The 25,401-nt window shown below is 70.4% G+C and carries 24 protein-coding genes; 3 read left to right on the top strand and 21 right to left on the bottom strand.

Annotation, left to right across the window (positions count from 1 at the left end):
• Positions 1-8 precede the first annotated feature (8 nt).
• Both J2S35_RS06155 and J2S35_RS06150 read left to right on the top strand, forming a co-directional pair.
• Entirely contained in the window at positions 9-926 is a 918-nt protein-coding gene (locus J2S35_RS06155) for an AEC family transporter (RefSeq protein WP_309851016.1), read from the top strand.
• Positions 927-1,013: 87 nt separating this feature from the next.
• On the top strand, positions 1,014-2,708 hold the full coding sequence (locus tag J2S35_RS06150; protein WP_309851014.1) for a helicase HerA-like domain-containing protein: 1,695 nt from the start codon (positions 1,014-1,016) through the stop codon (positions 2,706-2,708).
• A 110-nt stretch (positions 2,709-2,818) separates the two neighbouring features.
• Here the strand turns inward: J2S35_RS06150 and J2S35_RS06145 are convergent, their stop codons facing one another.
• From J2S35_RS06145 to J2S35_RS06135, 3 genes are all read right to left on the bottom strand, one after another.
• Entirely contained in the window at positions 2,819-3,739 is a 921-nt protein-coding gene (locus tag J2S35_RS06145) for an exonuclease domain-containing protein (RefSeq protein ID WP_309851011.1), read from the bottom strand.
• Entirely contained in the window at positions 3,736-4,404 is a 669-nt protein-coding gene (locus J2S35_RS06140) for a pyroglutamyl-peptidase I family protein (protein WP_309851009.1), read from the bottom strand. Before J2S35_RS06140 ends, J2S35_RS06145 begins: the two co-directional genes overlap by 4 nt.
• A 135-nt stretch (positions 4,405-4,539) precedes the next feature.
• Positions 4,540-5,052, bottom strand: a complete 513-nt coding sequence (locus J2S35_RS06135) for a ferritin (protein ID WP_309851007.1) — start codon at positions 5,050-5,052, stop codon at positions 4,540-4,542.
• 223 nt (positions 5,053-5,275) lie between these two features.
• On the opposite strand from J2S35_RS06135, the gene J2S35_RS06130 reads away from it, so the two are divergent.
• Positions 5,276-6,397 carry a GNAT family N-acetyltransferase gene (locus J2S35_RS06130; protein WP_309851004.1) on the top strand — a complete coding sequence of 374 codons (1,122 nt, stop codon included), beginning with the start codon at positions 5,276-5,278 and terminating at the stop codon, positions 6,395-6,397.
• Between the two features lie 207 nt (positions 6,398-6,604).
• On the opposite strand, the gene J2S35_RS06125 is transcribed toward J2S35_RS06130, so the two are convergent.
• The 18 genes from J2S35_RS06125 to J2S35_RS06040 all read right to left on the bottom strand — a co-directional run bounded on the left by J2S35_RS06125 (position 6,605) and on the right by J2S35_RS06040 (position 25,394).
• On the bottom strand, positions 6,605-7,891 hold the full coding sequence (locus J2S35_RS06125) for an adenylosuccinate synthase (RefSeq protein ID WP_309851001.1): 1,287 nt from the start codon (positions 7,889-7,891) through the stop codon (positions 6,605-6,607).
• Between the two features lie 206 nt (positions 7,892-8,097).
• On the bottom strand, positions 8,098-10,056 hold the full coding sequence (locus J2S35_RS06120; protein ID WP_309850998.1) for an NHL domain-containing thioredoxin family protein: 1,959 nt from the start codon (positions 10,054-10,056) through the stop codon (positions 8,098-8,100).
• An 82-nt stretch (positions 10,057-10,138) separates the two neighbouring features.
• Positions 10,139-11,566, bottom strand: coding sequence for an NYN domain-containing protein (locus J2S35_RS06115; protein ID WP_309850995.1), 1,428 nt, complete (start codon positions 11,564-11,566; stop codon positions 10,139-10,141).
• A 463-nt stretch (positions 11,567-12,029) separates the two neighbouring features.
• A complete protein-coding gene (locus J2S35_RS06110) occupies positions 12,030-14,006 on the bottom strand; it encodes a cytochrome c oxidase assembly protein (protein WP_309850993.1) in 1,977 nt (658 codons plus the stop codon).
• A 16-nt stretch (positions 14,007-14,022) separates the two neighbouring features.
• On the bottom strand, positions 14,023-14,610 hold the full coding sequence (locus tag J2S35_RS06105) for a copper chaperone PCu(A)C (RefSeq protein ID WP_309850992.1): 588 nt from the start codon (positions 14,608-14,610) through the stop codon (positions 14,023-14,025).
• Between the two features lie 6 nt (positions 14,611-14,616).
• Positions 14,617-15,168: a copper resistance CopC family protein gene (locus tag J2S35_RS06100; protein WP_309850990.1), complete on the bottom strand. Its 552-nt coding sequence runs from the start codon at positions 15,166-15,168 to the stop codon at positions 14,617-14,619.
• Between the two features lie 42 nt (positions 15,169-15,210).
• Positions 15,211-15,912: a hypothetical protein gene (locus J2S35_RS06095; protein ID WP_309850988.1), complete on the bottom strand. Its 702-nt coding sequence runs from the start codon at positions 15,910-15,912 to the stop codon at positions 15,211-15,213.
• A 123-nt stretch (positions 15,913-16,035) separates the two neighbouring features.
• Positions 16,036-16,317, bottom strand: coding sequence for an HU family DNA-binding protein (locus J2S35_RS06090; protein WP_309850986.1), 282 nt, complete (start codon positions 16,315-16,317; stop codon positions 16,036-16,038).
• Positions 16,318-16,562: 245 nt separating this feature from the next.
• Positions 16,563-16,868 (bottom strand): 30S ribosomal protein S14, encoded by a 306-nt coding sequence (gene rpsN, locus J2S35_RS06085; RefSeq protein WP_309850984.1) that lies wholly within the window; start codon positions 16,866-16,868, stop codon positions 16,563-16,565.
• Positions 16,869-16,871: 3 nt separating this feature from the next.
• Positions 16,872-17,042, bottom strand: a complete 171-nt coding sequence (gene rpmG, locus J2S35_RS06080; RefSeq protein ID WP_309850983.1) for a 50S ribosomal protein L33 — start codon at positions 17,040-17,042, stop codon at positions 16,872-16,874.
• Positions 17,042-17,278, bottom strand: a complete 237-nt coding sequence (rpmB, locus tag J2S35_RS06075) for a 50S ribosomal protein L28 (protein ID WP_309850980.1) — start codon at positions 17,276-17,278, stop codon at positions 17,042-17,044. The genes rpmG and rpmB overlap by 1 nt, the downstream gene beginning before the upstream one ends.
• 457 nt (positions 17,279-17,735) lie before the next feature.
• Positions 17,736-19,454, bottom strand: a complete 1,719-nt coding sequence (locus tag J2S35_RS06070) for an MFS transporter (RefSeq protein ID WP_309850979.1) — start codon at positions 19,452-19,454, stop codon at positions 17,736-17,738.
• A 182-nt stretch (positions 19,455-19,636) separates the two neighbouring features.
• Positions 19,637-20,422 carry an SGNH/GDSL hydrolase family protein gene (locus tag J2S35_RS06065; protein ID WP_309850976.1) on the bottom strand — a complete coding sequence of 262 codons (786 nt, stop codon included), beginning with the start codon at positions 20,420-20,422 and terminating at the stop codon, positions 19,637-19,639.
• 60 nt (positions 20,423-20,482) lie between these two features.
• Positions 20,483-21,484 (bottom strand): siderophore-interacting protein, encoded by a 1,002-nt coding sequence (locus tag J2S35_RS06060; RefSeq protein WP_309850974.1) that lies wholly within the window; start codon positions 21,482-21,484, stop codon positions 20,483-20,485.
• On the bottom strand, positions 21,477-22,301 hold the full coding sequence (locus J2S35_RS06055; protein ID WP_309850971.1) for an ABC transporter ATP-binding protein: 825 nt from the start codon (positions 22,299-22,301) through the stop codon (positions 21,477-21,479). The genes J2S35_RS06060 and J2S35_RS06055 overlap by 8 nt, the downstream gene beginning before the upstream one ends.
• The gene (locus tag J2S35_RS06050; protein WP_309850968.1) at positions 22,302-23,294 is read right to left on the bottom strand and encodes a FecCD family ABC transporter permease; all 993 of its coding nucleotides are present in this window, start codon (positions 23,292-23,294) and stop codon (positions 22,302-22,304) included. It abuts the gene before it with no gap.
• Positions 23,291-24,280 carry a FecCD family ABC transporter permease gene (locus tag J2S35_RS06045; protein ID WP_309850965.1) on the bottom strand — a complete coding sequence of 330 codons (990 nt, stop codon included), beginning with the start codon at positions 24,278-24,280 and terminating at the stop codon, positions 23,291-23,293. The genes J2S35_RS06050 and J2S35_RS06045 overlap by 4 nt, the downstream gene beginning before the upstream one ends.
• A 52-nt stretch (positions 24,281-24,332) precedes the next feature.
• On the bottom strand, positions 24,333-25,394 hold the full coding sequence (locus J2S35_RS06040; RefSeq protein ID WP_309850961.1) for an iron-siderophore ABC transporter substrate-binding protein: 1,062 nt from the start codon (positions 25,392-25,394) through the stop codon (positions 24,333-24,335).
• Between the last annotated feature and the right edge of the window lie 7 nt (positions 25,395-25,401).

Here is a 25,401-nt window from a genome sequence, read left to right as displayed (position 1 = left end):
CACACCCCATGCTCAAGGTCGTCGAGGGGTACGCCATCATCTGGCTCGTGATCGCGGTGGGCTACATCCTCGGCAAGCGAAACCTCCTCGGGGAAGGCGCCCAGCCGATGCTGGGCCGGCTCGCGTTCTGGGTGACCGGGCCCGCGATCATGTTCCAGATGCTCTCCACGGCGGACCTCAAGGCCGTCTTCGGGGCGCCCCTGACCATCGCGGCAACATCCTCGGCAATCGCCTGGGCCATCATGTTCGCCTGGTTCCGGGCCCGCCGACGCCCTGCTGATGAGGCGGTGATCGGCGCCCTGACGGGCAGCTACGCGAATGTCGGGAACCTGGGCCTGCCGTTCGCGGCGTTCGTCCTCGGCAGCCCCTCCTACCTCGTGGCGCCGATGATCTTCCAGTTCGTCCTGCTCCAGCCCCTCACCGTCATCCTCATGGACACGACAGCGCCCGGACGCTCCCGGAACCCCCTGAGGGTGATCGTCCAGCTGCTGCTCAACCCGATGATCTGGGGAACGATCCTCGGAATCGTCATCTCTCTGGCGCGGATTGACCTGCCTGACGTCATCACCGAGCCCGTCCACCTCCTCGCTGCCGCGCAAGTGCCCGTGCTGCTGCTCGGGTTCGGCATCTCGCTCGTGGGCGCGCGACTCTTCGGCGCGCGTGCCGGGCGGACAGACATCGTGGCGGCGTCCATCATGAAGATCGTCGGCATGCCGCTCATCGCCTGGCTCATGACCCTGGCCATGGGGCTCGACGCCGAGGCCACGTTCATCATCGTCAGCCTCGCTGCGCTGCCCTCGGCCCAGAACGTCTTCGTCACCGCCACCCGCTACGGCGTGGCCACGGCCCACGCCAGGCAGACCGTGCTCCTGACCACCGTGGCCTCGGCTCCCATCATGATCGGCCTGGCAGGGCTGCTGACCTGACGGCCGCCAGGCAACGTCGTCGGACACTTGTCCACAGAACGCGAGGCGAGGCCGCGGGCGAGGCCCTCCACTCGGTACTCTGGGGCCATGGCTACTGACGACCAGCTCTCCGCGATCTCCACCGGCTACACCTTCACAGGGGAGGTGATCCGGCTCGGTGCCGCGCTGACCGAGGGGCAACCCCACCCCGAGGTGCAGGTGGGCCTGCCTCTGTCCATGATGACTCGGCACGGGCTCGTGGCCGGCGCCACGGGCACCGGCAAGACCAAGACCCTCCAGTCCATGGCGGAGCAGCTCTCCGCACACGGCGTGCCCGTGTTCCTCGCGGACATGAAGGGTGACCTCTCGGGGCTCGCGGCGCCCGGCGAGGCGAACGAGAAGCTCACGGCGCGCACCCAGGGGATCGGCCAGGACTGGGCGCCCGCATCCTTCCCCGTGGAGTTCTACGCGCTCGGCGGGGACGGCCAGGGTGTGCCCGTGCGGGCCACGGTGTCCTCGTTCGGGCCCATCCTCCTCTCCCGCGTCATGGACCTCAACGAGACGCAGGAGTCCAGCCTCCAGCTGATCTTCCACTACGCGGACCAGAACGGACTCGAGCTCTACAACCTCGCGGACCTCCGCGCCGTCATCCAGTACCTAACGTCCCCGGACGGCAAGGCCGCGCTGGCGGACCTCGGCGGGCTCTCCAAGGCCACAGCCGGTGTCATCCTCCGCGAGCTCGTGGGCCTCGAGGCAGACGGCATGGACGCCTTCTTCGGCGAGCCGGAGTTCGACACGTCCGAGCTCCTGCGCACCGCCGCCGACGGCCGCGGCATCATCTCCGCGCTGGAGCTCTCCAACGTGCAGGCCAAGCCGCAGCTCTTCTCCACGTTCCTCATGTGGCTCCTCGCGGACCTGTTCCAGGACCTGCCCGAGGTGGGAGACGTCGACAAGCCCAAGCTCGTCTTCTTCCTCGACGAGGCGCACCTGCTCTTCAACGGCGCGTCCAAGGCGTTCCTCTCCGCCATCACTCAGACCGTCCGGCTCATCCGCTCCAAGGGCGTCGGCATCTTCTTCGTCACGCAGACCCCCAAGGACGTGCCGGCCGACGTCCTGGGGCAGCTGGCCAACCGCGTCCAGCACGCCCTGCGCGCGTTCACCCCGGACGATCAGAAGGCCCTCACGGCCACCGTCAAGACCTTCCCCAAGTCCGGGTACGACCTCGAGTCCGTCCTGACGAGCGCCGGCATCGGCGAGGCCGTGGTCACCGTCATGACCGAGACGGGCGCCCCCTCGCCGGTGGCATGGACGCGCATGTTCGCGCCGCAGTCCCGGATGGCCCCGGCCCCCGAGGCCATCGCGGCAGCCGTGTCCTCGAGCCCACTCATGGGCAGGTACGGGACGGTGCAGGACTCCTACTCCGCGTTTGAGAAGCTGCGGGACGCGCGGGGCGGAGGGGCCGACGCCACGGCTGGCGCCGGGGCCGGGCCGGGCGAGGCTCAGGGCGCGCCGGACAACGGCGGCTTCCGCCCCTATGGCGAGGGTGCGCCCGCAGGGGACGCGAAGGCCGCCGAACGCGCCGCTCGCGAAGAGCGCCAGGCCGCCGAACGCGCCGCCAAGGAGGAGGCGGCCCGCCAGAAGGCCGAGGAGCGGGAGCGCCAGAAGCGCAACGACGCCATCATGCGCGTGGGGACCAACGTGGCCTCGACGCTCGGGCGGGAGATCGTCCGCAGCGTGTTCGGCACGTCCCGGTCCCGCAGCCGCAAGGGCGGCGGGGGCCTGCTCGGGGGCCTGTTCGGCTAGGCCGGGTCTGCCCGCGTCCGCCGCCCCGGGGCGCTCACCCCGGGGCCGGACGCACAAGACTCAGTGTGCGGGACCTTGCCCGCAGGCCGGGCGGGATGGTCCGTCGGGCCCTACAGGGCCATGGCCCGGAAGTCGGCGGCCCCGATGAACACAAGCCGCTGGCCCGCAAGCCGGTATTGCGCGGCCTTGCGCTCCTTGGCGCTGCCGAGGAGGGGGTTGTAGTCCGGCCCAATCCGTTCCCGCCCCGCGACGACGAGCACGCTCGTCCGCTTCGTCACGCCCTTCTCCACCTGAGCCCCGCACCGGGCCAAGGCCTCAAAGGCGTCCCACCGGGAGCACCCCGGGATCTCCCCCGTGATGCACACCCGCTGCCCGTAGAAGAAGTGGGCGGGGTCCGCGTCCGGGCTGGGCGCGGGCAGCTCGGCCACGCTGGCCGAGTATCCGCGCCCCGTGTAGGCACCCATCCCGGCGCCGCGCGAACGGGCCGGCGGCCAGAGCTCGTCCACGCTCACGGCCCCGGACCGCCCGGCCATGCGCAGGACCGCCTCCGCGGTGACGGCGGCGTCTGACCCCGCGTCGTGGTGCGTGTGCCCCTCGATCCCGAGGTGGTCCACCACCGTCGAGAGCCTGTGGTTCGGCAGGTCGAGGACGCGCCGACTCACGCTCAGCGAATCGAGCCAGCGGCGCTCGGGCAGGGTCAGGCCGAATGCGTCGCAGCACCATCCGAACACCGTTCTGTCGAACGCAACGTTGTGCGCCACAAACGGCAGGTCCCCCGCGAATGCGTGCATGCGCTCCACCGTGGCAGGCCAGTCCAGCGGCGATCCGCGCAGGAGCGCCTCGGGGGTGATCCCGTGGATCCGCACGTTGGCCGCCTCGAAGGAGTCGAGCCCCGTGGGCGGGATGATGAGCCACGCCTCGACGGCCTCGAGCCTCCCACCCCGCACGCGTGCCAGTCCCACTTGGCAGGCCGACTCGTGACGCCGGTTGGCGGTCTCAAAGTCGACGACGACGAAGTCGAGCCCCGTCACGCCCGCGCGGCACCGGCCACAGACTCGACGGCCGCGCGGAGGCCCCGGCCCAGGTCGGCGAACGTCAGCGACGGCGCCGAGACGCGGTCCGCGAGGGCGCCGTCCGTCTCGGCACCCACGGTGGCCTCGCCCTGCGAGCGCACCGCCGGGACGTGGATGAACCCGGCCCGCGCCCCGCGGGACTGCGCCAAGCGCACGCCCTCGTAGAAGACGTGGTTGCAGACGAAGAGGCCGGCGTCGTCGGATGCCTCTGCGGGGAGGTCCACCGCCCGGATGGCCTCGACGAGCGCCTCCACGTCCACGAGGGACTCGAGATCGGTGCCGTTCGGGTCGATGGGCTCGTTGACTGGCTGTGCGCCCTCGTTGTCCGGGATGCGAGCGTTGTCCAGGTTCCGGGCGTTGCGCTCCGGCGTGATGGCCGCGCGTCCCCCGGCCTCGCCGATGCTGAGGATGACGTCGGGCTCGTGGCGGTCCACGAGCTCCGCGAGGACGCGCCCCGAGCCGGCGAACGTCACCGGGAGGATTTCGATGGCCACATAGGGCTCCTCGCCGTCGACGGTGAGAGGCTCCGCGGTGAGGAGGCGGCTCAGCTCCGCCACCGCCTGCCCGCTCGCGTTCTCCTGGTCTCCCCCGAAGGGCTCAAAGCCGGTCACAAGAATTCTCATGAATCCATCATCCTATGAAAAAGCGGGCACCCCGCAGATTGGGGGCGGCTCCCAGAGACAAGGCGTCTTCTGGCAGCCGTCCCCGAATCACACGGGGTGCGGTGCGCTGTTGCGCGGGGTGATTCAGCGGCGAGGCTACTTGGCTGCGTCCTCGGCGGCCTGGCGCTCGGCCATTTCGCGGTCGAGGCGGAGCAGGCCGGGGCCGTCGTTGCCGACGAGCTCGAGCTGCGCGATGATCTCGGAGACCGTGGCCTCCTCCTCAAGCTGCTCGTCGACGAACCAGTTGAGGAGCGGGATCGAGTCGATGTCCCCGTCCTTCTGAGCCTGGCGGTAGAGGTCGCGGATGGACTCCGAGACCTTCTGCTCGTGCTTCAGGGCTGCCTTGAACGCGTCGAGGGCCGTGGGGGCCTTGACGGCGGGAGCCTTGATGTCCCCGATGCGCGCGTGGGCCTCGCGGTCCGACATGTGATCGATGAACTTGTTGGCGTGGACGATCTCCTCTTCCGCCTGTGCGCGGAACCAGCCGGCAATGCCGGGGAGGTCGATGACATCCATCTCAATGGCGAGCTGGCGGTACACGATCGAGGCCTCGACCTCGAGCGTGACCTGATCGTTGATGGCCTTGGCAAAATCTCCGGTGAGCTTCATGTCTCTGACATTAGTCAGAGCAACTGGGTAAATGCTAGAGAGTTGAGGCACAGCTTCTTGAGGCCAGGCTCGCCTTAGCGCTTTTCAGCGGCGGACGACGACGCGCCTGGCGGCGGTTTCAGCCCCTGGCGCGCGGCCGCTCTGCGGCGGGTGGCGGGCTGCAGGAAATCCAATCCCCGAGTTTGATTGACAAGTACCAACCACTGGGCGGCATACTGTTCCCATGATCACGTATTCATGGACGCCGCTCTCCGAGGACAGCACCGCACTCCTTGAGCAGGTGTGCGCCCTGCACAACGCCGAGGCCCGCACGCACGTTGGGGACGCCGCCTCGCTCCTGACCCCCCGGGCCCTCCTCGCGAGCGCCGCCTCCCCCGACATGGAGATCCGCGTGCTCGTGGCGAGCGAGGACGGGCAGGTCCTCGGCTCCGCGGAGGTCTGGGCACCGCTTCTGGAGAACCGCCAGCTGGGCGTCGTCGACCTCGTCGTGGCCCCCGAGCGGCGCCGCGAGGGGATCGGCACCGCACTCGCGACCGAGGCCCTCGCCGAGTGCCAGCGCATGGGGCGGACGACGATCGACTCCTACACCTCCCACCGACAGGACACCCTCGTCCCGGGCGGCGACACGGTCAACGCAGGAGACGAGGCCGACGGGGAGACCCAGCCCGCCGCCTCGATCTCCGTCCCCGAGACCACGTGGCGGCTCCCCGCGGAGGACCCCTCCGTGGCCTTCGCCCGCTCGTGGGGGTTCAGGCCCGCCCTCATGGAGCGCGTCTCGACGCTGGAGCTCTTCTCGCCAGCGGCGGACGAGTTCCTCGCGGCCACGCCGTCGTCCGCCCCTGAGGGGTACCGCACGGTGACGTACGAGGACGCCGCGCCCGAGGAGCACGCCGAGGCGCTGTGCACCCTGCTGTCCATCTTCGCGGACGACATCCCGGTCGGCGAGGCCACCACCGAGTCCGAGATCTGGACGCCCGAGCGCCTGCGCCGCACCGAGGAGCGGCTGCGGTCGCAGGGGCGCACCACGGTGGACACGCTCATCATCCACGAGGCCACCGGGGCCGTCGCCGCACAGACCTCCTACGCCTGGAAGAAGGAGCAGCCGCACCTCGTGCAGCAGCGCGGCACCGTCGTGGCGCGGGAGCACCGCGGGCGTGGGCTCGGGGCCATCGTCAAGCGGGCCAACCTCGCGGCGGCCCGGGCGGCCTGGCCTGAGGGGCGGGTCATCGTCACGGAGAACTCGGACCACAACGTGCACATGCTCCGGATCAACAGCGCCATGGGCTTCGCGGCCGCCGCTGCCGATGTGGCCTGGCGGCGCACGCTGGACGAGGAGCGTGGTTGAACTGCGTCACGATTGATCAAACTGCGTCAGGATCGAGGCGAGTTTTCGCGGGCCAAACCCGGGAAACGTGACGTGGATTCGTCAAAGGCGGCATGGATTGACAAGGCCGTTGGCGCAGAGACGGACGCGGCCCGGAACCCCTCACGGGAACCGGGCCGCTTGCGCCGCTCCCACGCCACGTCTGCGTGACTGCGGGGGTGCGCGGAACTAGCCGATGAGGTCGCGGACGACGATCGTCTGATCGCGGTCCGGGCCCACGCCGATGGCCGAGAAGCGGGCGCCGCTGCGCTCCTCCAAGGCCAGGACGTAGTTGCGCGCGTTCTCGGGGAGGTCCTCGAGGGTCTTGGCGCCGCTGATGTCCTCCGTCCAGCCCGGGAAGTACTCGAAGATCGGCTTGGCGTGGTGGAACTCGGTCTGCGTCATGGGCATCTCGTCGTGGCGCTCACCGTCCACGTCGTACGCGACGCACACCGGGATCTGCTCGATCCCCGTGAGGACGTCCAGCTTCGTCAGGAAGTAGTCCGTGAAGCCGTTGACGCGCGATGCGTGGCGGGCCATGACCGCGTCATACCAGCCGCAGCGGCGCGGGCGCCCCGTGTTGACGCCGTACTCGCCGCCGGTCTTCTGCAGGTGGATGCCCATCTCGTCGAAGAGCTCCGTGGGGAACGGGCCGGCGCCGACACGGGTCGTGTACGCCTTGATGATGCCGATCGTCCGCGTAATCCGCGTAGGGCCCACGCCCGAGCCGACGCACGCGCCGCCCGCCGTGGGGTTCGAGGACGTCACGAACGGGTACGTGCCGTGGTCCACGTCGAGGAACGTCGCCTGGCCGCCCTCCATGAGGACCACCTTGCCCTCGTCGAGGGCCGTGTTGATGAAGTACGTCGAGTCCACGACGAGCGGGCGCAGCCGCTCCGCGAAGCCGAGGAAGTACTGCACAATCTCCTCGATCTCCACGCTGCGGCGGTTGTACACCTTGACGAGAAGCTGGTTCTTCTCCCGAAGCGACCCCTCGACCTTCTGGCGGAGGATGGACTCGTCGAAGACATCCTGGACGCGCAGGCCCAGGCGAGCGACCTTGTCCTGGTAGGCGGGGCCGATTCCGCGGCCCGTCGTGCCGATGGCGCGCTTGCCGAGGAAGCGCTCAGAGACCTTGTCCAGCACCTGGTGGTACGGCGCCACGAGGTGGGCGTTGGCGCTGACCTTGAGGCGGGAGGCGTCGCCGCCCCGGGCCTCGAGCCCGTCGATCTCCTCGAAGAGCGCCTCGAGGTTGACCACGCAGCCGTTGCCGATGACCGGAGTGGCATTAGGGGACAGGATGCCGGCGGGAAGGAGCTTGAGCTCGTACTTCTCGCCGCCGACGACCACCGTGTGGCCCGCGTTGTTTCCGCCGTTCGGCTTGACGACGACGTCAACGCGTCCGCCGAGCAGATCCGTGGCCTTTCCCTTGCCTTCGTCGCCCCACTGGGCGCCGACGATCATGATGGCTGGCATGGGATTCCTCCCTCATTCGGCTGATTCGCAGCCTGTGCATGGGGCAGCCCCAGACAGGGGCCCTTACGTGGCGAGTTTACCGGACGCGCCTCCCCGGGGCCTGTGGGTCTCTCCAGGCGGGCCCCCGGGCTCCACGGGCCGGACCTCACGGTACCGCCGGGCAGGCCCCGCGCCGCCGTGGCGGCCGGGCCCCTGAGGCGTCGCGTCTAGTTGACGCCGCGCAGGTCGAGAACGAGCTCGCCGTCCACCTCCGCGGCGCCGGGCTCCACGACCGTCACCGGGATGCCCCAGTCCTGCTGGTACAGGTGGCATGCCGCATGGTCGGGAATCTCGCCCCCTGGCTCACCATCGCAGGCCGCGGCCCGGGCGGTGATGTGGAGGACGCCCTCGGAGACCTCGGGATTGATGCTCAGCTCCCGGGTCAGGCCCGTGCTCGTGCCGGCCCCTCCCAGGAGGAGCTCCTCCGGCGAGGAGCTGACCTTCAGCTGGGTCGGGTCCCCCCAGCGGTCGTCCAGCTTCTGGCCCGTGGGCGCGGCGAAGCGGACCGTGAGCGGCAGGGCACCGGCGGCGAACGGCGTGCGCGGGCGCTGCGTGGCCGCCGCGCCCTCATCCACGGTGAGCGCCTCCTTGGGCAGGGGGACGCGGATGACGGCGTGCTTGTTCGTCTCGACGACGAGCAGCCGCGGCTCCTCTCCCCCGCCTGCGGCGCCGGCCTCCAGGAGCACGTCTGACGGCTCGGCGAGCCCGCGCGCCAGGGTGGACACGGTGCCCGTGGCGGGCTCGTACCGGCGGACGGCCCCGTTGTAGGTGTCGGCGAAGGCCACGGAGCCGTCCGGCAGCGCGGTCACGCCGAGGGGATGCTGGGCGCGGGCCTCGGCGGAAGCGCCGTCCCGGTAGCCGAAGTCGTACAGGCCGACACCGAGTGCGGTCTCGACGGCGACCGCCCCGTCGTCGTCAATTCTCAGGACGCGCAGGGCGCTGGTCTCAGAGTCGGCAAGCCAGATGTCGCCGTCCGCGTCCTCGGCGAGGCCGGACGTCTGAGCGAACCATGCCTCGTCCGCCGGGCCGTCCAGCAGGCCCTCGTTCCCCGTGCCGGCGAGGAGGCTCACGCGCCCGGTCACGGGCTCGAACGCGAAGATCTGGTGGGTGCCGGCCATGGCCACGACGGCCTGGCCCAGCTTGCGGGACCACACGAGGTCCCACGGGGAGGACAGGGCCACCTCGACGGCCGGGTGGTCGGCGAGATCGGCGGCCTCGCGCGCGGCCGCTCCCGGGTCCTGGATGAGGCGCTGCACGCCGTTGCCGGCCACCGTGGTGACCTGCCCCGTGGCCGTGTTGAGGCCGCGGAGGCGGTGATTGACGGTGTCTGCCACGAGGACGTCGTACCCGGCCGCCGCCGCGACGTCCGCGGGGAGGGGCAGGACACCCTGCGGCTCGTTGAACTGGACCGACCCCGCGTCCCCGTCCGCGAACCCCTTGACGCCGGACCCGTAGGCCTGGCGGAGGGTCTGCGCGTCCGCCTCGAGGTGCGTGATGCGGTGGTGCCCCGAGTCCCCGACGAGGTAAGAGCCGTCCGGGAGCGCGGCGATCTTGCCCGGGAATCGGAGGTCCCCGGACTGGGCGGGGGCCGGCACGTATGGCCCGTCCCCGCGGTGGAGGGTTCCCTTGGCCTCGTGCTCCTCGATGAGCTCCTCGATGAGCCGGCCGAGCCCGCCTCCGTGCCCCTCGCCGGAGAGGCTCGCGGCGATGTACCCCTCAGGGTCGACGACGACGAGCGTGGGCCAGGCCCGCGCCCCGTAGGACTGCCAGGTGATGAGCTCGGGGTCGTCGAGGACCGGGTGGTGGATCTCGTAGCGCTCGACGGCCGCGGCGAGCGCGTCCGGGTCTGCCTCGTGCTCGAACTTGGGCGAGTGGACGCCCACCGTCACGAGCACGTCCGAGTACTTCTCCTCGATGGGCCGGAGCTCGTCCAGGACGTGGAGGCAGTTGATGCAGCAGAACGTCCAGAAGTCCAGCAGCACGATCTTCCCGCGCAGCTTCTCCAGGCTGAGCTCTGCGCCGCCCGTGTTGAGCCAGCCGCGGCCTTCGAGCTCGGAGGCGCGGACGCGCCCCTGGATTCGGATGGACTTCTCGGCGCTCACGGTGCCTCCTCGCTCGACATGCATGGTTCTTCCACCCTAGGCCACGGCGCCGGGCGGGCCGGTCGGCTTCCCGCAGGGCGGACGGCGAAACGCCGCGGCCGCTTGCCTAGTCGAGTTCGAGCGCCTCGATCTCGTCCCAGAAGACGTTGCGCATCTCCTGCCTGTGCCACGAGGGGATGTCCATGTCCGGGTCCCCGAGCGCGAGGCAGACGTCGATGAGCAGCGCCCTGTCGATGTCAGAGGGGATGCTGGGCCGCGTCCACTTCCGCAGCACGGACTCCACGCGCCCCACGGCCACGAGGGACGCCACGGTCTGGCGCACCACCTGCTCGATGGCCTCGTACATCGTGGCCGCCTCTTGCTTCTCGATGTCCTCGAGGCGGGCCCCTGGCGAGGGCGAGCGGTAGACGATCTCCTGCTTCTTGATCGGCACCAGCTTCGGGGTGATGGGCATGGGCACGCGCGGGGCGGCCTCCTGCTGCTGGGCCCCGGGGCGCGCCACGGGAGTGGACGACGACGGTGCTGGCGCGGCGCCTTCGCCGCCGCTCGCGCTGGACTCGGCCCGGACGGCCCTCCCCGGGGCGGCGGAGCCCGCGGGCGCACTGCCCCCGGCGGCCGCCGCCTCACCGGGGCGGCCCGCAGCGCTGGGCACCGCCGGCACGGCAGGGGCCCGCCCCGCGGTGACCGCGCTGGGCGTGTCCGTGGGCCGGGGCGGAGCCTGCGTGCCCCCGGCCTCAACAGCGAGGCCGCCGGTGGCCACCGCCTCCGGCGAACCGGCGGGCTCAAGGGCCGCAAGGTCGGCATCGGCCCCTGCCCCTGCGCCCGCAGCCGCCTCGGAGACCGCTGCGGCCACCGCCTCAGCAGACCCGGACCCGGCCGCTGCGGCCGCCATGCGAGCCACGGCGCCGATCCTGTCCTCGCCGTCCTCTTCCCGCAGGATGCGCGGCGCGATGCTCGCGGCGCGCTGGATGACCTCGGGGGAGATCGTGTGGCGCTCGTCCGCGCGGCGGGCGAGGTTCGTGGCCGTGGAATAGAGGCCGAACCGGGCCTTCGCGGGCGAGCCCTCGATGGCCGCGACGTTGTAGAGGTGAACGCGGACGCCATAGTCCTGGGCGATCTCGACGGCCTCGGTCAGGTCGTCATCCCCCGAGACGAGATACATGTCCGTGACGAGCCCGCGCATGGCCAGGTTGACGATGTCCAGGGCGAGCTTGACGTCCACACCCTTCTGGTTGCCGAAGCTCGTGCGGCCGATCCGCGTCTTGGTGCGGGAGATCGCGTCGATCGCATAGAACGCCTCCTCCGCGGAGCGCTTGCCCTCCGAATCCTCGGGCGGCGAGTCATACCACTGCACTCGCAACAGCTGCGAGCCCGGGGACTGGCTCTCCTGGCGCTCAGCGATCTCAAGTTTCATCTGGGCCACGAGCTTCTCCCACGACACCTGGATCATGTTGCGGTTGGACGAGCCCGTCAAGACCCGGGCCATTGAAGCGAGAAGGTATCCAGCATCTACAAGGACGACGTAACGGTTCATCTCAAGCCTCCAGAGCAATGTTCATCATGCGATATGTATATGTTCTGTCCGGTAACACCACCCCCACGGTATCCGACGGCACCGAACGAACCCTGAGTGGGCCCCGGCCAACATCGTCCATATTTTGAGACGGCACAAAGCGGGGAAGGGCCGTAAGACATACGAGACTCGGGCGAGCCGTCCAGTCCCTGTTTCAGGGAGGGCGAGACAGCGTACGCCCTAAGACAAAAGATGGCCCTAGCACTGGGACGGCCAAGCATACAAACGGAGCCTAACAATCTGCGTAGGATCGACCTGTTCCGCCCTCTCGCCGCCCAACTGCACGCCGGGCACGGCAGCCAGCCCCCGCGGCCTGCCGATTCCCCCGCGCGAGGGGGCGGGACCACGTCTCACGCCCGGCGGCCAGCCGGCCCGCAGCCCCGACGAGCCGAGAGGCCCCCACCGGGCCGCCGCGCGACCAGGCCTACGGGCGGGGCCCACCCATGCGGGCCCGCTGGGCAAGCATCTCGTTGTAGGCGCGCAGCTCGGCGTCGTCATCCCGGTCCGCCGCGCGGTCCTTGCGGGCAGACTCCCGCGTGTCCGCGCGAGACCACTGGAGCATCACGCCAAGGGCCACGACCAGGGTGGGCAGCTCGCCCACGCCCCACGTGATGCCGCCGCCGAGCTGCTGATCCCCGATGGCGTCAAGGCCCCACGGCCGCCCCATGTTGCCGAACCAGAACGGCTGCAGAAGCACGTCCGAGCCCATGAGCGTCACGCCGAAGAACGCGTGGAAGGCCATCGTGGCGAAGAGCAGCACGAGACGCAGCGGATACGGGTACCGCTTGGGCAGCGGATCCTGGCCGATCATCGTCAGCACGAAGATGTAGCCCGTGAGCGTGAAGTGCAGAACCATGAGCTCGTGACCCACGTGGTAGGTCATCGTCAGGCCGAAGAGGTCCGTGTAGTAGAAGAGGATGATCGAGCCGACGAAATTCGCGGCCGCGACGAGCGGGTGCGTCACCAACCGGGACCACCACGAGTGGACGAGGATGAGGATCCACTCGCGCGGCCCCCGCGTGCCGTCCTGCCTGGGCGCAAGGGCGCGCAGGGCGAGGGTCACGGGTGCGCCCATGACGAGGAACATCGGCACGAACATCGTCAGCGCCATGTGCTCCAGCATGTGCTGCGAGAACAGCACCTGGCCGTAGACGGCCGGCGCCCCGGACGTGAAGTACGTCAGCGCCGCGAGCCCCACGACGAACGCGGCGAACCGGGCAATGGGCCACGAGTCCCCGCGCCGGTGCAGCCGCACGACGCCGCGCGCGTACGCGACGAGGAGCGCCACGGCCACCGCGATCCACAGCCAGTCCGGCCGCCACACATCGACGAAGCGCTCCGCCGTCAGCTCGGGCGGGAGGTCGTACCCCGTGAGAATGCGCGCGGGGGTCGCCGCAGGCGGCAGCTCCTCCGGGCGGGGCGGCGACGTGCGCCCGAGGCCCGCCGCGAGCCCCGACACGAGCCCCAGCACCAGGGCCTCGACGAGGATGAGGCGGCCGAAGAGGCGCGGGGCCTCCGGCAGGCGGGGAATGGTCACGCTGCGATGCAGCCAGCCGAGGTAGCCGGCCGCGAGGGCGAGGACCGTCTTGAGGAGAATGATCGTGCCCCAGGGGGTCAGCAGCTGAGCCGGCTCGGTGATGCGGACGAGCGCGTTGACCACGCCCGACGCGACGACGAGCACGAGCGAGACCGCCGCCACCGGCGAGAAGCGCGCTGCCGCCACAGCGAGGTCCTCCGCGACGATGTCCTTGCGGGCCAGGGCCCGAACGCCGACGACCGCGAGGACGAGCACGCCGCCCACCCAGAGGCTCGCCCCGAGCAGGTGCAGCCCCATCGAGTTGACGGCGGCCATGTGGTCGTCACCGCTCGCGGAGTGCCCGGTGAGCGCCATGGGCACAATCCCGAGGACCGCCAGAATGAGCGTCAGCCCCAACGCGGTCAGGGAGCGCACGGCGAAGGTCAGTGTGGTCACCACACACGCCACGAGGAACGCGGCGAGCCATGCGCGCCCCAGGTCGAACTGCGTGAAGAACTCCCCGAGCGCCTGGGTGTAGGCCGCGTCCCCGGAGAGCGGGAGCCCGGAGGCGTCCGCGTAGGTCAGGATTCCGACGGCGGCGGCCATGGCCGTCCAGACGAGCGCCGCGGCGCCCGCGAGCCCAGTGGCGGCGCGCTGCACCGGCGAGTCCGGGCGGACGATGCAGGACGCAAAGAGAAGGCCGCCGATCGCGGCGGCGGAGGCCACGTCATAGATCGAGCGCGCCAGGGGCAGCCCCCAGCGGACGGCGGGGCCGGGATCGCCGAGGTCCCGCGGCGCGGCCGCGCCCGTCATGACGAGCGCGGCCACCACCCCGGCGAGCGCCGCCGCAAGCGTCAGGCTTGCGGCAAGCGCCCACCGGGGCACGCGAGAGGACACTGGACTAGTGATGGTGACCGCCTGCGGCCGCCTCGCCCGCGACCAGGTCGAGGTGCGCCGGGCCGTCGGTCGTGGTCAGCGTGATCTCGAGGCTGTCCCCCTTCTTCATCCCCGCCTTGAGATCCTTGACGGCGATGTGGAACCCGTCGTCCTTGAGCTCGAGGGTCTTGCCGGGCTCGATCGTCCAGCCCTCGGTGTCGACGCTCATCGTGCCATCGGCTGCGGTCTTGTGGAGCTCGACCGTGCCCGCGTACTTGCTCGAGGCGCTCTTGATGGTGATCGCCGTGGTGCCCGTGTTCTTGAGCGTGCCGAGAACGTACGTCTTCCCGCCCTTCTCAGCGGGGGCGAACGTCGCCGACACGGACTCGATGGGCGCGTGGTGGTGCGGCTTGGACTCGTTGACCGAGGCGCTCGGCGACGCGGCCGGCGAGGCGGCGGACGCCGAGGCACTCGGTGCTGCGGACGCGCTGGCCGAAGCCGAGGGCTGCGCGGTGCCGCCCCCGTTGGAGCAGGCGGCGAGGCTGAGGGCCAGGGCGCCGGCGGCCGCGAGGGTGAGGATGGGCTTCGTGGACTTCGTGGAGAGGTTCTTCATGGCTGATCAATCCTTCTTGCGCATGCGCATCCCGAGGATGCCCCCGGCGATGCCGCACGCGACTGCTGTGATTCCGACGATGAGGAGCGGCCAGTTGACGCCCGGCTGCTCCTGGTAGGGCACGGCCGTCGTCTTCGGCTGAGAGGCCGGCGACGAGGCCGTCGGAGTCGCAGTCGTGCTCGCGCCCGGATCCGCAACAGTGAAGGCAATGATCCCCTCGATCGGGTGTCCGTCCGAGGACACAACCCTCCAGCGGAGGGTGCCCTCCCCGAGCGGCAAGTCCTCATCCAGCGTGAGCCGGAGCTGGTCCCGCGAGATCTGCGGGGTCAGGGTCCGGCGCTTGCCCTTGGCGTCCTCGAGGATGACCTCGGCGCCGAACGTCTGGATCTTGTCCGAGTACGTCAGCGTGAACGCCCGCTGGGACGCGGGGATGGTCTGGCCGTCTCTCGGGTCAGAGGAGACGAGGAGATCGTGGGCCGTGGCAGGGACTGTGGCCCCAGCAGTCAGCCCGAAGAGGAGAAGTGCGGCGAGGAGGACTCGCCTGAATGCGGCTCTCATGGGAATTGCCTTTCGTGGGTCCTGACGTGAGTGGAGACTGCGTCAGGACACGGGCGGCCCGCGCACCCCGAGGGGCGCCGAGAGAATGCTGGACCTCGCGCAGCGCGGCGAGGCCTCCGCCTCGAGCCGCACGGTGCGCAGACGGGACTCGAGCCGCGCGCGGACGGCCGCGAACGTCTCGAAGAGAATGAGGGCGGCGCCCGGGCCGAAGAAGCCCGCCGGCGCCGGCGAGTGGGCCATCCTCACGGCGCCAGCGGTGCGGTCCGCTGCGCGCAGGGCCCAGAGGACGACGACGACGCTGGCCAGCCACGCGGCCCCGTGCAGGGAGAGCATCGCGGGCTCGAGGAACGAGGCGAAGGCACTCTGGCCCGCGCCCGCAGCGTGCGGCACGGGCACGGCCGGGTAGCCGTGAGCGGCGTGGCCGCCCAGCACCGCGGGAGCCGAGGCGGCGGCGGAGGCCGCCGCGGCGTGGGCGTCGTCGTGAGAAGCGCCGTGGGCGGTGAGAATGAAGATCGCGTGGAAGCCCAGCTGCCCGAGGCCCAGGATGGCCGCGAGGCCAGCCGCCGAGCGCCGGAAGCGCGTCAAGACGGAGGCGACCATGACGGCCATGAGCCACGCCACCGCGAAGCCGCCGAGCGAGAGCCCGTGGCCCCCACCGCCCGCCAGCGAGGCGAGCGCGTGACCGGCGGACGCGAAGAGCGTGGCGAGCGCGGCCAGAAGGGCAGCGCGCGTCAGAGTGCTCATCAGCCGCCCCTTCCGTTGCCGTCCGCCGTACCCGTCCATTCTACGCGTCGGCCGCGAAACGCCGAAGGCCGCCCTCCCCTGCTCGGGGAAGGCGGCCTCTCGCCGTCAGACGGCGACTGAGAACTACTTGGCGACGGCGGCCTTGAGCTTGGAGCCGGCGGTCAGCTTGACGCCGTGGCCGGCCGGGATCTCGATCTCGGCGCCGGTCTGCGGGTTGCGGCCCTTGCGAGCGGCACGGTCCGTGCGCTCGACGGCGAGCCAGCCGGGGATCGTGACCTTCTCGCCCTTGGAGATCTGGGCGGTGAAGACCTCGAAAACGGCGTCGAGAACGCCGTTGACGGCGGCCTGCGAGTTGCCCGACTTCTCTGCGACGGCTGCGACGAGTTCGCTGCGATTCATTGCCATAGTGTCCTCCTGGACCTGGTTGGTATGCGGTGAGCTCGGAGCGAGCTCCGGCTTCTGCCTCCGAACATACCAGCGTTCGAGCCCTCGATGGCAAGATTCGGCCCGGATTCGCGGGGTTTTCACGGATGGCGGGGCCTGTGACGGCGGAGGGAACGCCGAAAGGCGCCATCCCCGTGAGGGAATGACGCCTTTCGGTCTGCACACAGGCGGCCTGCCCTGTGCTGGGCCGGGCCGCGGGGCGCGTCCTACCAGGAGGACTTGGTGATGCCCGGGAGCTCGCCCTTGTGGGCCATCTCGCGGAAGCGAACGCGCGAGATGCCGAACTTCTGGAAGGTGCCGCGCGGGCGGCCGTCGATCATGTCGCGGTTGCGAACACGAACGGGCGACGCGTTGCGGGGAAGCTTCTGAAGACCCAGGCGGGCCTCCTCGCGAGCCTCGTCCGTCGCGTTTTCGTCGACGAGCGTCTTCTTGAGCTCGGCGCGCTTCGCGGCGTAACGCTCGACAATGGCCTTGCGCTGCTCGTTGCGAGCGATCTTGGACTTCTTAGCCATGGTCTAGCGCTCCTCTCGGAAATCAACGTGCTGGCGAACAACCGGATCATACTTCTTGAGGACCATGCGGTCCGGGTTGTTCCGGCGGTTCTTGCGGGTCACGTACGTGAAGCCCGTGCCAGCGGTGGACTTGAGCTTGATGATCGGACGAACGTCCTTGTCCTTCTTGGCCACTAGAGCTTCACTCCCTTCGCGATGAGGTCGGCGACGACGGCGTCAATGCCGCGGACGTCGATCACCTTGATGCCACGGGCCGACAGGGTCAGCGTGACGTTGCGGCGCAGGGACGGGACCCAGTAGCGCTTCTTCTGAATATTCGGATCGAACCGACGCTTGGTGCGGCGGTGCGAGTGCGAAATGCTGTGGCCGAACCCAGGCTGGGCTCCGGTCACCTGGCAATGTGCTGCCATGATCACTCCTCAAAGATGTAGTAACTAGCGGGGGTTCTTTTCTACAGATCCCTCTGCGATCGAAGTGCCCCCGCCGCCAGTAGTGACACCGTGCGTACTGCAGCTTTCGAAGAGGGTGACCAAGCTGGGTGAGATCCAGCCGCGGGCCCCCCGCCGCGAGAAAACCGGTGAGAACCAGCTCTCCCGTTTTTCCCCAGGAGAGCGGTCTGCGTTGCGGGTGCTGCGCCCGCCAGCGCCTCCTGCGGATCAGACCGAAGTGAAGGCACGGCAAAGCGCGACTTAACGCCTTCCCATCCTAGTCGCCCAAACCCCTCAGGCCAAACCCGGGCCACTTGGCCCTCGTCACACCCGCGCCCCGCAGGACGCGGAACGGCGCCCCGCCCGCCGGATCTCTCCGGGCAGACGGGGCGCCGTCGCTGACGCGGGGGTCGCCGTGGAGCGGCGTCCCCCAGGCGGGTCAGTCCGCCGCGCGGCGGGGCGCCGCCGGGTGCGGGTCCACGTCCGGGTCCACGCCCAGGCCGGCGGCAGGGTCGACGCCGAGGCCGCCCGCGGCGCCCGCTCCCTGGCCGGCGGTGTGCGTGCGCGCCTCGGCCAGGACGTCGTCGCCCATGGAGGACAGCGGAACCTCAAGGGTCTCCGCAGAGTCCGCAGGCAGCGCGTCCGGGTGGCGCACCGGCACGACGTCGAGGGGAAGGAGATCGTGATCGATGTTCTCGTTCTCCACCTGGTTCTCGACGATCTCACGCGCCTCCTCGTCCGTCTCCACGGAAGGCATCGAGCCCGGGAGCGGGCGGTTCGCCGACTCCTTGAGGAAGATCACCGCAATGGCGCCGACGACGCTCGTCGCCATGAGCCAGTAGGCGGGCATCATCGTGTTGCCCGTCGCCTGAATGAGGGACTCCATGATGAGGCCGGCAGTGCCGCCGAAGATCGCCACGGCGAGGTTGTAGGCGATGCCCATGCCCGCGTAGCGCGAGGCGGTCGGGAACTGCGCCGGCAGGGCCGAGGCCAGGTTGGCCACGTAGAAGAGCACCGAGAGGGCCATCATGCCGAGGCCCAGCGCGGTGGCCCAGACCTCGCCGCGCTGCATGAGCATGAACGCGGGGATCGCCAGGACGATCGTCAGGCCCGACGCCAGCCAGAGCACCGGGCGGCGGCCGATCTTGTCAGAGAGCTTGCCGCCGAACGGGATGAGGAGCGCCATGGCGACGAGGACCGGCACCGTGACGGCCGTGCCCTTGAGCACGTCGTAGCCGAGGCTCTCCGTGAGGTAGGTCGGCATGTACGAGGTGAGCGCGTAGCCCGCCGTGTTCGCGGCGGCCACGAGCGTGAAGGCCACGAGGATCTCGCGCCAGTAGTGCTTGAGGACGCCCTTCGTGCCCGTCTCCGTCATCTTCGGATCGATGGCGTCCTCGTTGCGGGCCTCCGCCTGGTCCAGGGCCGCGGCGTACGCCGGGGACTCCTCGATCTTGAGGCGGAAGTAGATCGCCGAGGCACCGAGCGGGATGGCCACGAGGAACGGGATGCGCCAGCCCCACGCGAGCATGGTCTCCTCGCCGAGGCCGACCTCGAGCAGCGTCACGAGGAGCGCGCCGGAGGCGAAGCCCAGGTAGGAGCCGAGGTCGAGGAAGGACGCGAAGAAGCCGCGCTTCTTGTCCGGCGCGTACTCCGAGACGAACGTCGTGGCGCCCGCGTACTCGCCGCCCGTCGAGAAGCCCTGGATGAGCTTGAGGAGGATGAGGATGCCGGTGGCCCAGACGCCCCACGTCGCGGCCGTGGGCAGGATGCCGATGATGGCCGTGCTCGCGGCCATCATGATGAGGGTCAGCGCGAGGATCTTCTGGCGGCCGATCTTGTCACCGAAGTGACCGAAGACGACGCCGCCGAGCGGGCGGGCGATGAAGGTGACGGCGAAGGTCGCGAGGCCGAAGAGGCTCTGCGCGGCCTCGCTTCCCTCGGGCAGGAACAGGCGACCCATCGTCACGGCAAGGTAGCCGTAGACTCCGACGTCGTACCACTCCATGAAGTTGCCCACGAGGGTGCCGCCCATGGCGGTCTTGAGGGTCGGCTTGTCGACGACGTTGACGTCGTCCTGTTCGATCCGGCGCTTGCGGACCTTGATTGTGTTCTTCCGGGCGGCCGGGGACTTGGCCTCAGCCGGGGTAGCGGGGGGCATAGGATGCCTTCTCTCCGTTATTCGGCGACGAGGCCGCGCGGCGGCGGCCCCGGCTGGGGCACTCGGCCCCAGGCACGGCAAGCAACCTTACAGAAGGCAAGCGAACGACCCGAGTTGAGCCCCTCGAATCCGGCCCTTCACCCTGTGCAGGGACCCGGCACATCCCCTGAAATCACGGAGGATCAGGCGGACTCGGTGAGATCTGCCACAAACTCCGGGTACTTGGGCTTCATGCCGTCTCCGGACGAGACGCCGCGCACCCTGCGCCCCACCCATGGCACAAAGTGCTTGCGGGCCCAAACCAGGTCCGCCTCGATGGCCTCCAGGCGCCTCAGGCGAGGGGCCTCACCGAGGTCCGGGACCTCCACCTCCTCGGCCTTCCCGAGCGCCGCCAGGACGTTCTCGGCCATGCGCGCGTGACCCAGCGAGGCAAGGTGGAGCCGGTCCTCGTCCCAGTACCGCCAGTCCTGGAACTCCTTCATCCTCCAGAAGTCGACGACGGCGAACCCCTCGCGGTCAGCGCCCTCCCGCAACAGCTCGTTGTAGAGCGCCGCGCGGCTGCGGGTGGCTGTGAACGTCTTGGAGGCGCCGCTGTCGAACGCCGTGAACACGGCGACCTCGCAGCCCGCATCCACGAGGCGAGCCAGGCCTGCGACATACGCGGACACGACCGCGTCGAGGTCCACGCTTGGGCGGAGGAAGTCGTTGCCGCCCGCGTAGCAGGTCACGAGCGTGGGCTTGAGGCGGAGCGCCTCGGGGAGCTGCTCAGCGAGAACCTGGCCCGCCTTCTTCCCGCGCACGGCGAGGTTCGCGTAGCTCCACTCCCCCGTGGCGATGAGCTGCTCGCCCACCCGGTCCGCCCACCCGCGCACGCCGTTCGGGCGAGAGGCGTCCCAGTCTCCGACGCCCTCAGTGAAGGAGTCTCCGAGGGCCAGGTAACGGTGGGGGCGGTCCGCAGGGTTTTTCACCGGATCAGCCTACGCCCCGAGCGCACCGGATTTCGAGCCTCGCAGCGCACCGCGCGGCGGCTACGAGGCCTGGGCCTGTCCTCGCTTCCAATAGCCCATGAAGGCCACCGAGCGGCGGTCGATCCCGCACTCCTGGACGTAGAAGCGGCGGACGTCCCGGACGGCCCCCTGCTCGCCCGCGACCCACACATACGTGGATGCGCCCTCTGCGGCGTCCCCGGCCTCCCAGAGGAGGCCCTCGGCGGCGTCCGCGTCGTCGTCGCCCGCAGTGTCCGCCGGAGGCGAGGCGGGCAGCACGACCGGCAGGGCAGGGAGGGGCTCCCCCGCGAGGAAGCGCGCATGCGCGGCGCCCCGAGCCCCCCAGACCTCCTCGACGAGGCGAGCCCCGAGCGTCTCGCCGGAGACGACCCACTCGACCTCGACGCCCTCGCGCTCGAGGGGGCGGCGGTCGGCCTCGTGCGGGATCTCAACGAGGACGCGCGCCTCAGCGCCCGGCCTGGCGGCCGCGTCCCAGTCCCGGAGGATGGACTCGATGGCGGGCAGCGCGGTCGCGTCCCCGACGATGACGATCCGCCCGGCCTCCCCCGGCGCGAACTCGATCGCGTGGTTCCGGGCCCCGCTGCGGCTCCAGTAGGCGAGCTCGGGGCCGATCACGTCGAGCTCGTCCCCGACGGCCGCGGAGTCGATCCACTCCGCCGCGGGCCCCCGCCCCTCGTGCGGGGCGTGGAGGGCGAACTCGACGTCGATCTCCCCGGGGCGGGCCGCCACGATGCTGAACGTGCGCATGGCACCGCGCTCCTCCGGGGCCTGCTCGCGCCACTGCGAGTACCAGCGCGAGCCTCGAATGGGCCCCTCGGCCAGCCGCGCCCCCTCGGACCCGCCGAAGATGATCTTGATGCGGCAGTCCAGGTACGGGCCGCCGTCCCCCATGAGGGTGAAGCCCTCGGAGGCGAGCGTGACGCGGGCGAACCCGGGCGAGACGCGGCGGATCTCGGTGACGGCGCCGCGGACGCAGCGCAGCAGGGCGGGCTCGCTGGGGGTCTCGGTGGCGGTCTCAGGCATGGCTGGTCCTCTCGGCTGCGGTGGATGCGGGCACGACGAGCGGCTTGCCCGTCTCGGGGCACTCGGTCACGGTGGACTCGAGGCCGAAGATCTCGCGGACGGCCTCCCTCGTCAGGACGTCCTCCGGCCGCCCCTCGCCGACAACCCGCCCGCCCCGCATGGCGATGAGGTGGTCAGCGAAACGGGCCGCGAGATTGAGGTCGTGCAGCACCATGACGACGCTGCCCCCGCGCTCGCGCTGCGTCTTGAGGACGAGGGAGAGGACGTCCATCTGGTGGGCGAGGTCGAGGTACGTCGTCGGCTCGTCAAGGAGGAGGATGGGCGTCTCCTGCGCGAGCGCGAGGGCGATCCACACCCGCTGCCGCTGGCCGCCCGAGAGCTCGGCGACGTCCCGCGACGCGAGCTCGAGCGTTCCCGTCTCCGTCAGGGCGCGGCCCACCGCGTGCCGGTCCGCGTCCGTGAAGCGGCGGAAGAGGCCCTGGTGCGGGTGGCGGCCCCGGCCCACGAGGTCGCGGACCGTGATCCCCTCCGGGGCGATGGGCTGCTGCGGGAGCAGGCCCAGGCGCTTCGCCGACTCCTTGAGCGGCATGGCGGCGAGCCGCTCGCCCTCCACGAAGAACGTCCCCCGCGTGGGCGGCAGGAGGCGGGCGAACCCCCGCAAGAGGGTCGACTTCCCACAGCCGTTGGGGCCGACGATGACCGTCACCTTGCCCCGGGGGATCGTCACGCTCAGGTTCTCGACGACGACCCGGCGGTCGTACGCCAGGCTGACCCCCTCCGCGCGGAGGGCGGGGTGGGGCGACTGCGAGGCATTCACTTAGGCAGCCTTTCCGCGGCGGGACTGGGCCCGTCCGCTCAGCAACAGAAGAATCAAGGCGGGAGCGCCCACCACGGCGGTGATGATGCCCACCGGAAGCCCCCAATCGTAGAGGAGCCCTGAAGACAGGAACTGCGCCCCAAGGACAATGACGGCACCCGTCAGCGCAGCCGCCCCGAGAGACAGCCTGCGCCCCGTCAGCCACCGCGAGAGCGGACCGGCCAGGAACGCCACAAACGCAAGGGGGCCGACGACGGCGGTGGCAAGCGCCGACAATAGGACGCCGGCCGCAATGACAAGAAGCCGGGAGCGCCCCACATCCACGCCCAGCCCCTGCGCCAGGTCATCCCCCAGCTCCAGCATCCGCAGCCGGCGGGCAATGAGCGCGACGCCAGGCAGCAGCACGGCGAGGGCCGCCGCAAGGATCCCAATCCGCTCCCACGTCACCCGGCCGAGCGAGCCGCTCATCCACAGGAGCGCCTCCTGGGCCTGGTTGATGCCGACGCGCGTCAAAAGCCAGCTCGTCAGCGCGCTCGTCATGGCGGCGAGGCCGATGCCAATGAGGATGAGCCTGCCGCCGGCCTGCGTCGTCGTCCTCCCCCTCATGGAGAGCACATAGATGACGGCCGCGACCAGGAGGCCGCCGGCCACCGCCGCGCCGCTGATCTGCATGCCCTGCGCGCCCCAGAGGAGGATCGCGAGGACCGCGCCCGTCGACGCGCCGCTGTTGACCCCGATGATGTCGGGGCTCGCCAGCGGGTTGCGCAGAAGCGTCTGGAAGAGGGCGCCGGAGAGGCCGAACGCGAGCCCCACGAGGAGCGCCGCAACGGCCTTGGGGAGCTTGGACTCCATGACGATGTAGCTCGCGCCGGGGATCGTCTCGCCGCCGAGGATGCGGAAGAAGTCGGGGATCGTCACGGTGTAGTCGCCGAGGAGGACGCAGCCCGCAAAGAGCGCGACCACCGCCACGGAGAGGGTGATGACGGCCTTCACTGGGTCATCGCCCCCTTCTTCGAGGCCGCGAGCCAGACGAGCACCGGCGCGCCGACGACGGCCGTCAGCACGCCCGCCGCCACCTCCGACGGAGGCGCGACCACGCGGCCGAGCACGTCCGCCGCCAGCACAAGCACCGCCCCGCCCAGCAGGCTGAGGGGCATGATCCGCCGATGGTCCCCGCCGAGCAAGAGCCGGAGCATGTGCGGGACGGCGAGCCCCACGAAGCCGATGGGCCCCGCGACCGCCGTGGCTCCCGCCGCGAGGAGGACGAAGCCGCCGCCCACCGTCCAGCGGGCCCGGCCCAGGGACACGCCCAGGCCGCGCGCGACGTCCTCGCCCAGCGCGATCGCGTTGAGCGCGCCCGCGTTGGTGAGCAGGAGCGCCGCGCCCGCAAGGAGCAGCGGCAGCACGGGCACAAAGGACTCGAACGAGTTCGTCGCCACCGAGCCGATCTGCCACCGCCGGAAGACGTCCAGCGTCACCTGGCTGTTGAGGAGGATGGCGCCGATGACGGCGCTGCACGCGGCGCCCACGGCCGCGCCCGCGATGGCGAGATTGACCGCCGAGCCGTTCGAGGGGCCGAACTCCGCGATGAGGAACACGAGCAGGCTCGCGGCGGCGGCCCCGATGAGGGCGGCCGCCATCGTTCCCACGAGCCCGCTCACGCCGAACGCGAAAATGCCGACGACGACGGCGAGCGCCGCCCCCGAGTTCACCCCGAGGATGCCCGGGTCCGCGAGCGGGTTGCGGGTCAGGCCCTGCATGCCTGTGCCCGCGAGCCCGAGGGCCGCCCCCGCGCAGGCCGCGAGGACCGTGCGGGGGACGCGGGCGCTGACCACGGCGGCCTCAAAGGAGCCGTCATCCGCCGTCAGCCCGCGCCACACGTCCCCCAGAGGGACGCTGCGCGCGCCGACGGCAAGACTCAGCAGGATGCTGATGGCGAGGAGGGCCAGCAGGATCACGCCGGCCCCCCACGCGGTCATCCGCCGCCGCCTCTGCTGCGCCGGGTTCTCAACGGGGTGACTCATCGACGGGTTACGCGTTCTTGACGGCCTCGGCGATCTTCGGCACGTAGTTGTCGATCGCGTACTGCATGCTGAGGATCGAGATCGCGGACAGGGCGATCGTCGTCGTGTTGTTCGAATCGAAGACGGCCGCGTTCCGCTTGACCGCGGGGATCTGACTGAGGAGCTTGTCCTTCTTGATCGCCTCGGCGGTCTTGGCGTCCGGGACCCAGGTCAGGAGGATGTCCGAGGCGAGGTCCTTCGAGTTCTCTGCGGAGAACTGGACGTTGAACTTCTTCTCCCCCGCCTTCTTCTCCGCGTCGACGACGACCTGCGCGGGCTTGAACCCGAGGGACTCCATGAAACGGGGCCGGTTGTCGATGCTCGTGTAGGCGGCGACGCCGTCCGTCTTGCCGGGGGTGAGGTTCGCGAAGATGAACGTCTTGTCCGCGAAGTCCGGGTGGTCCTTCTTGACCTTCTCGAGCTTGGCGTTGCCCTCATCGAGGAGGCGCTTGGCCTCGCCGGAGCGGCCCAGTGCCTTGCCGACGATGGTGAGGGAGTCCTGCCAGGACGTGCCCCACGCGACCTCGGGGTACGCGATGGTGGGGGCGATCTTGGAGAGCTTCTCGTAGTCCTCCTTGGTCATGCCCGAGTACACGCCCACGATGAGGTCCGGGGTCGCCTTGGCCAGGGCGTCGAAGTTGATGCCGTCCGCGTCGGAGTACTGGACCGGGGCCTTGTCCGAGCCGATCGGGGCGCCGAGCTTCTCCAGCGCCTCGTCCTTCCAGGGGAGGGAGCCCTTCTCGTTCTGACCGAACGTGTCCTTGGCCATGGCCACGGGGACCACGCCCAGCGCCAGCACGACGTCGGCATTGACCCAGGAGATCGTGGCGACGCGCTTGGGCTCCGCCTTGATCTCGGTGGAGCCGAACGCGTGCTCAATGGTGACGGGGAACGCGCCGCTGTCCGCAGCGGCAGACCCGGAGGGCGAAGAGGCGCTCTTGTCGGACGAGCCGGTGGAGCAGGCGGAGAGGAGGGCGGCCGCGGTGAGGCTGCCGAAGGCCAGGAGGCCCGTGCGACGAGAGAAGTCCACAGTGAAT

This window comes from Falsarthrobacter nasiphocae, assembly GCF_031456275.1.
GTDB lineage: Bacteria > Actinomycetota > Actinomycetes > Actinomycetales > Micrococcaceae > Falsarthrobacter > Falsarthrobacter nasiphocae.
Note: the sequence above shows the minus strand (reverse complement) of the source record. Positions and strands in the feature narration are given on the sequence as shown.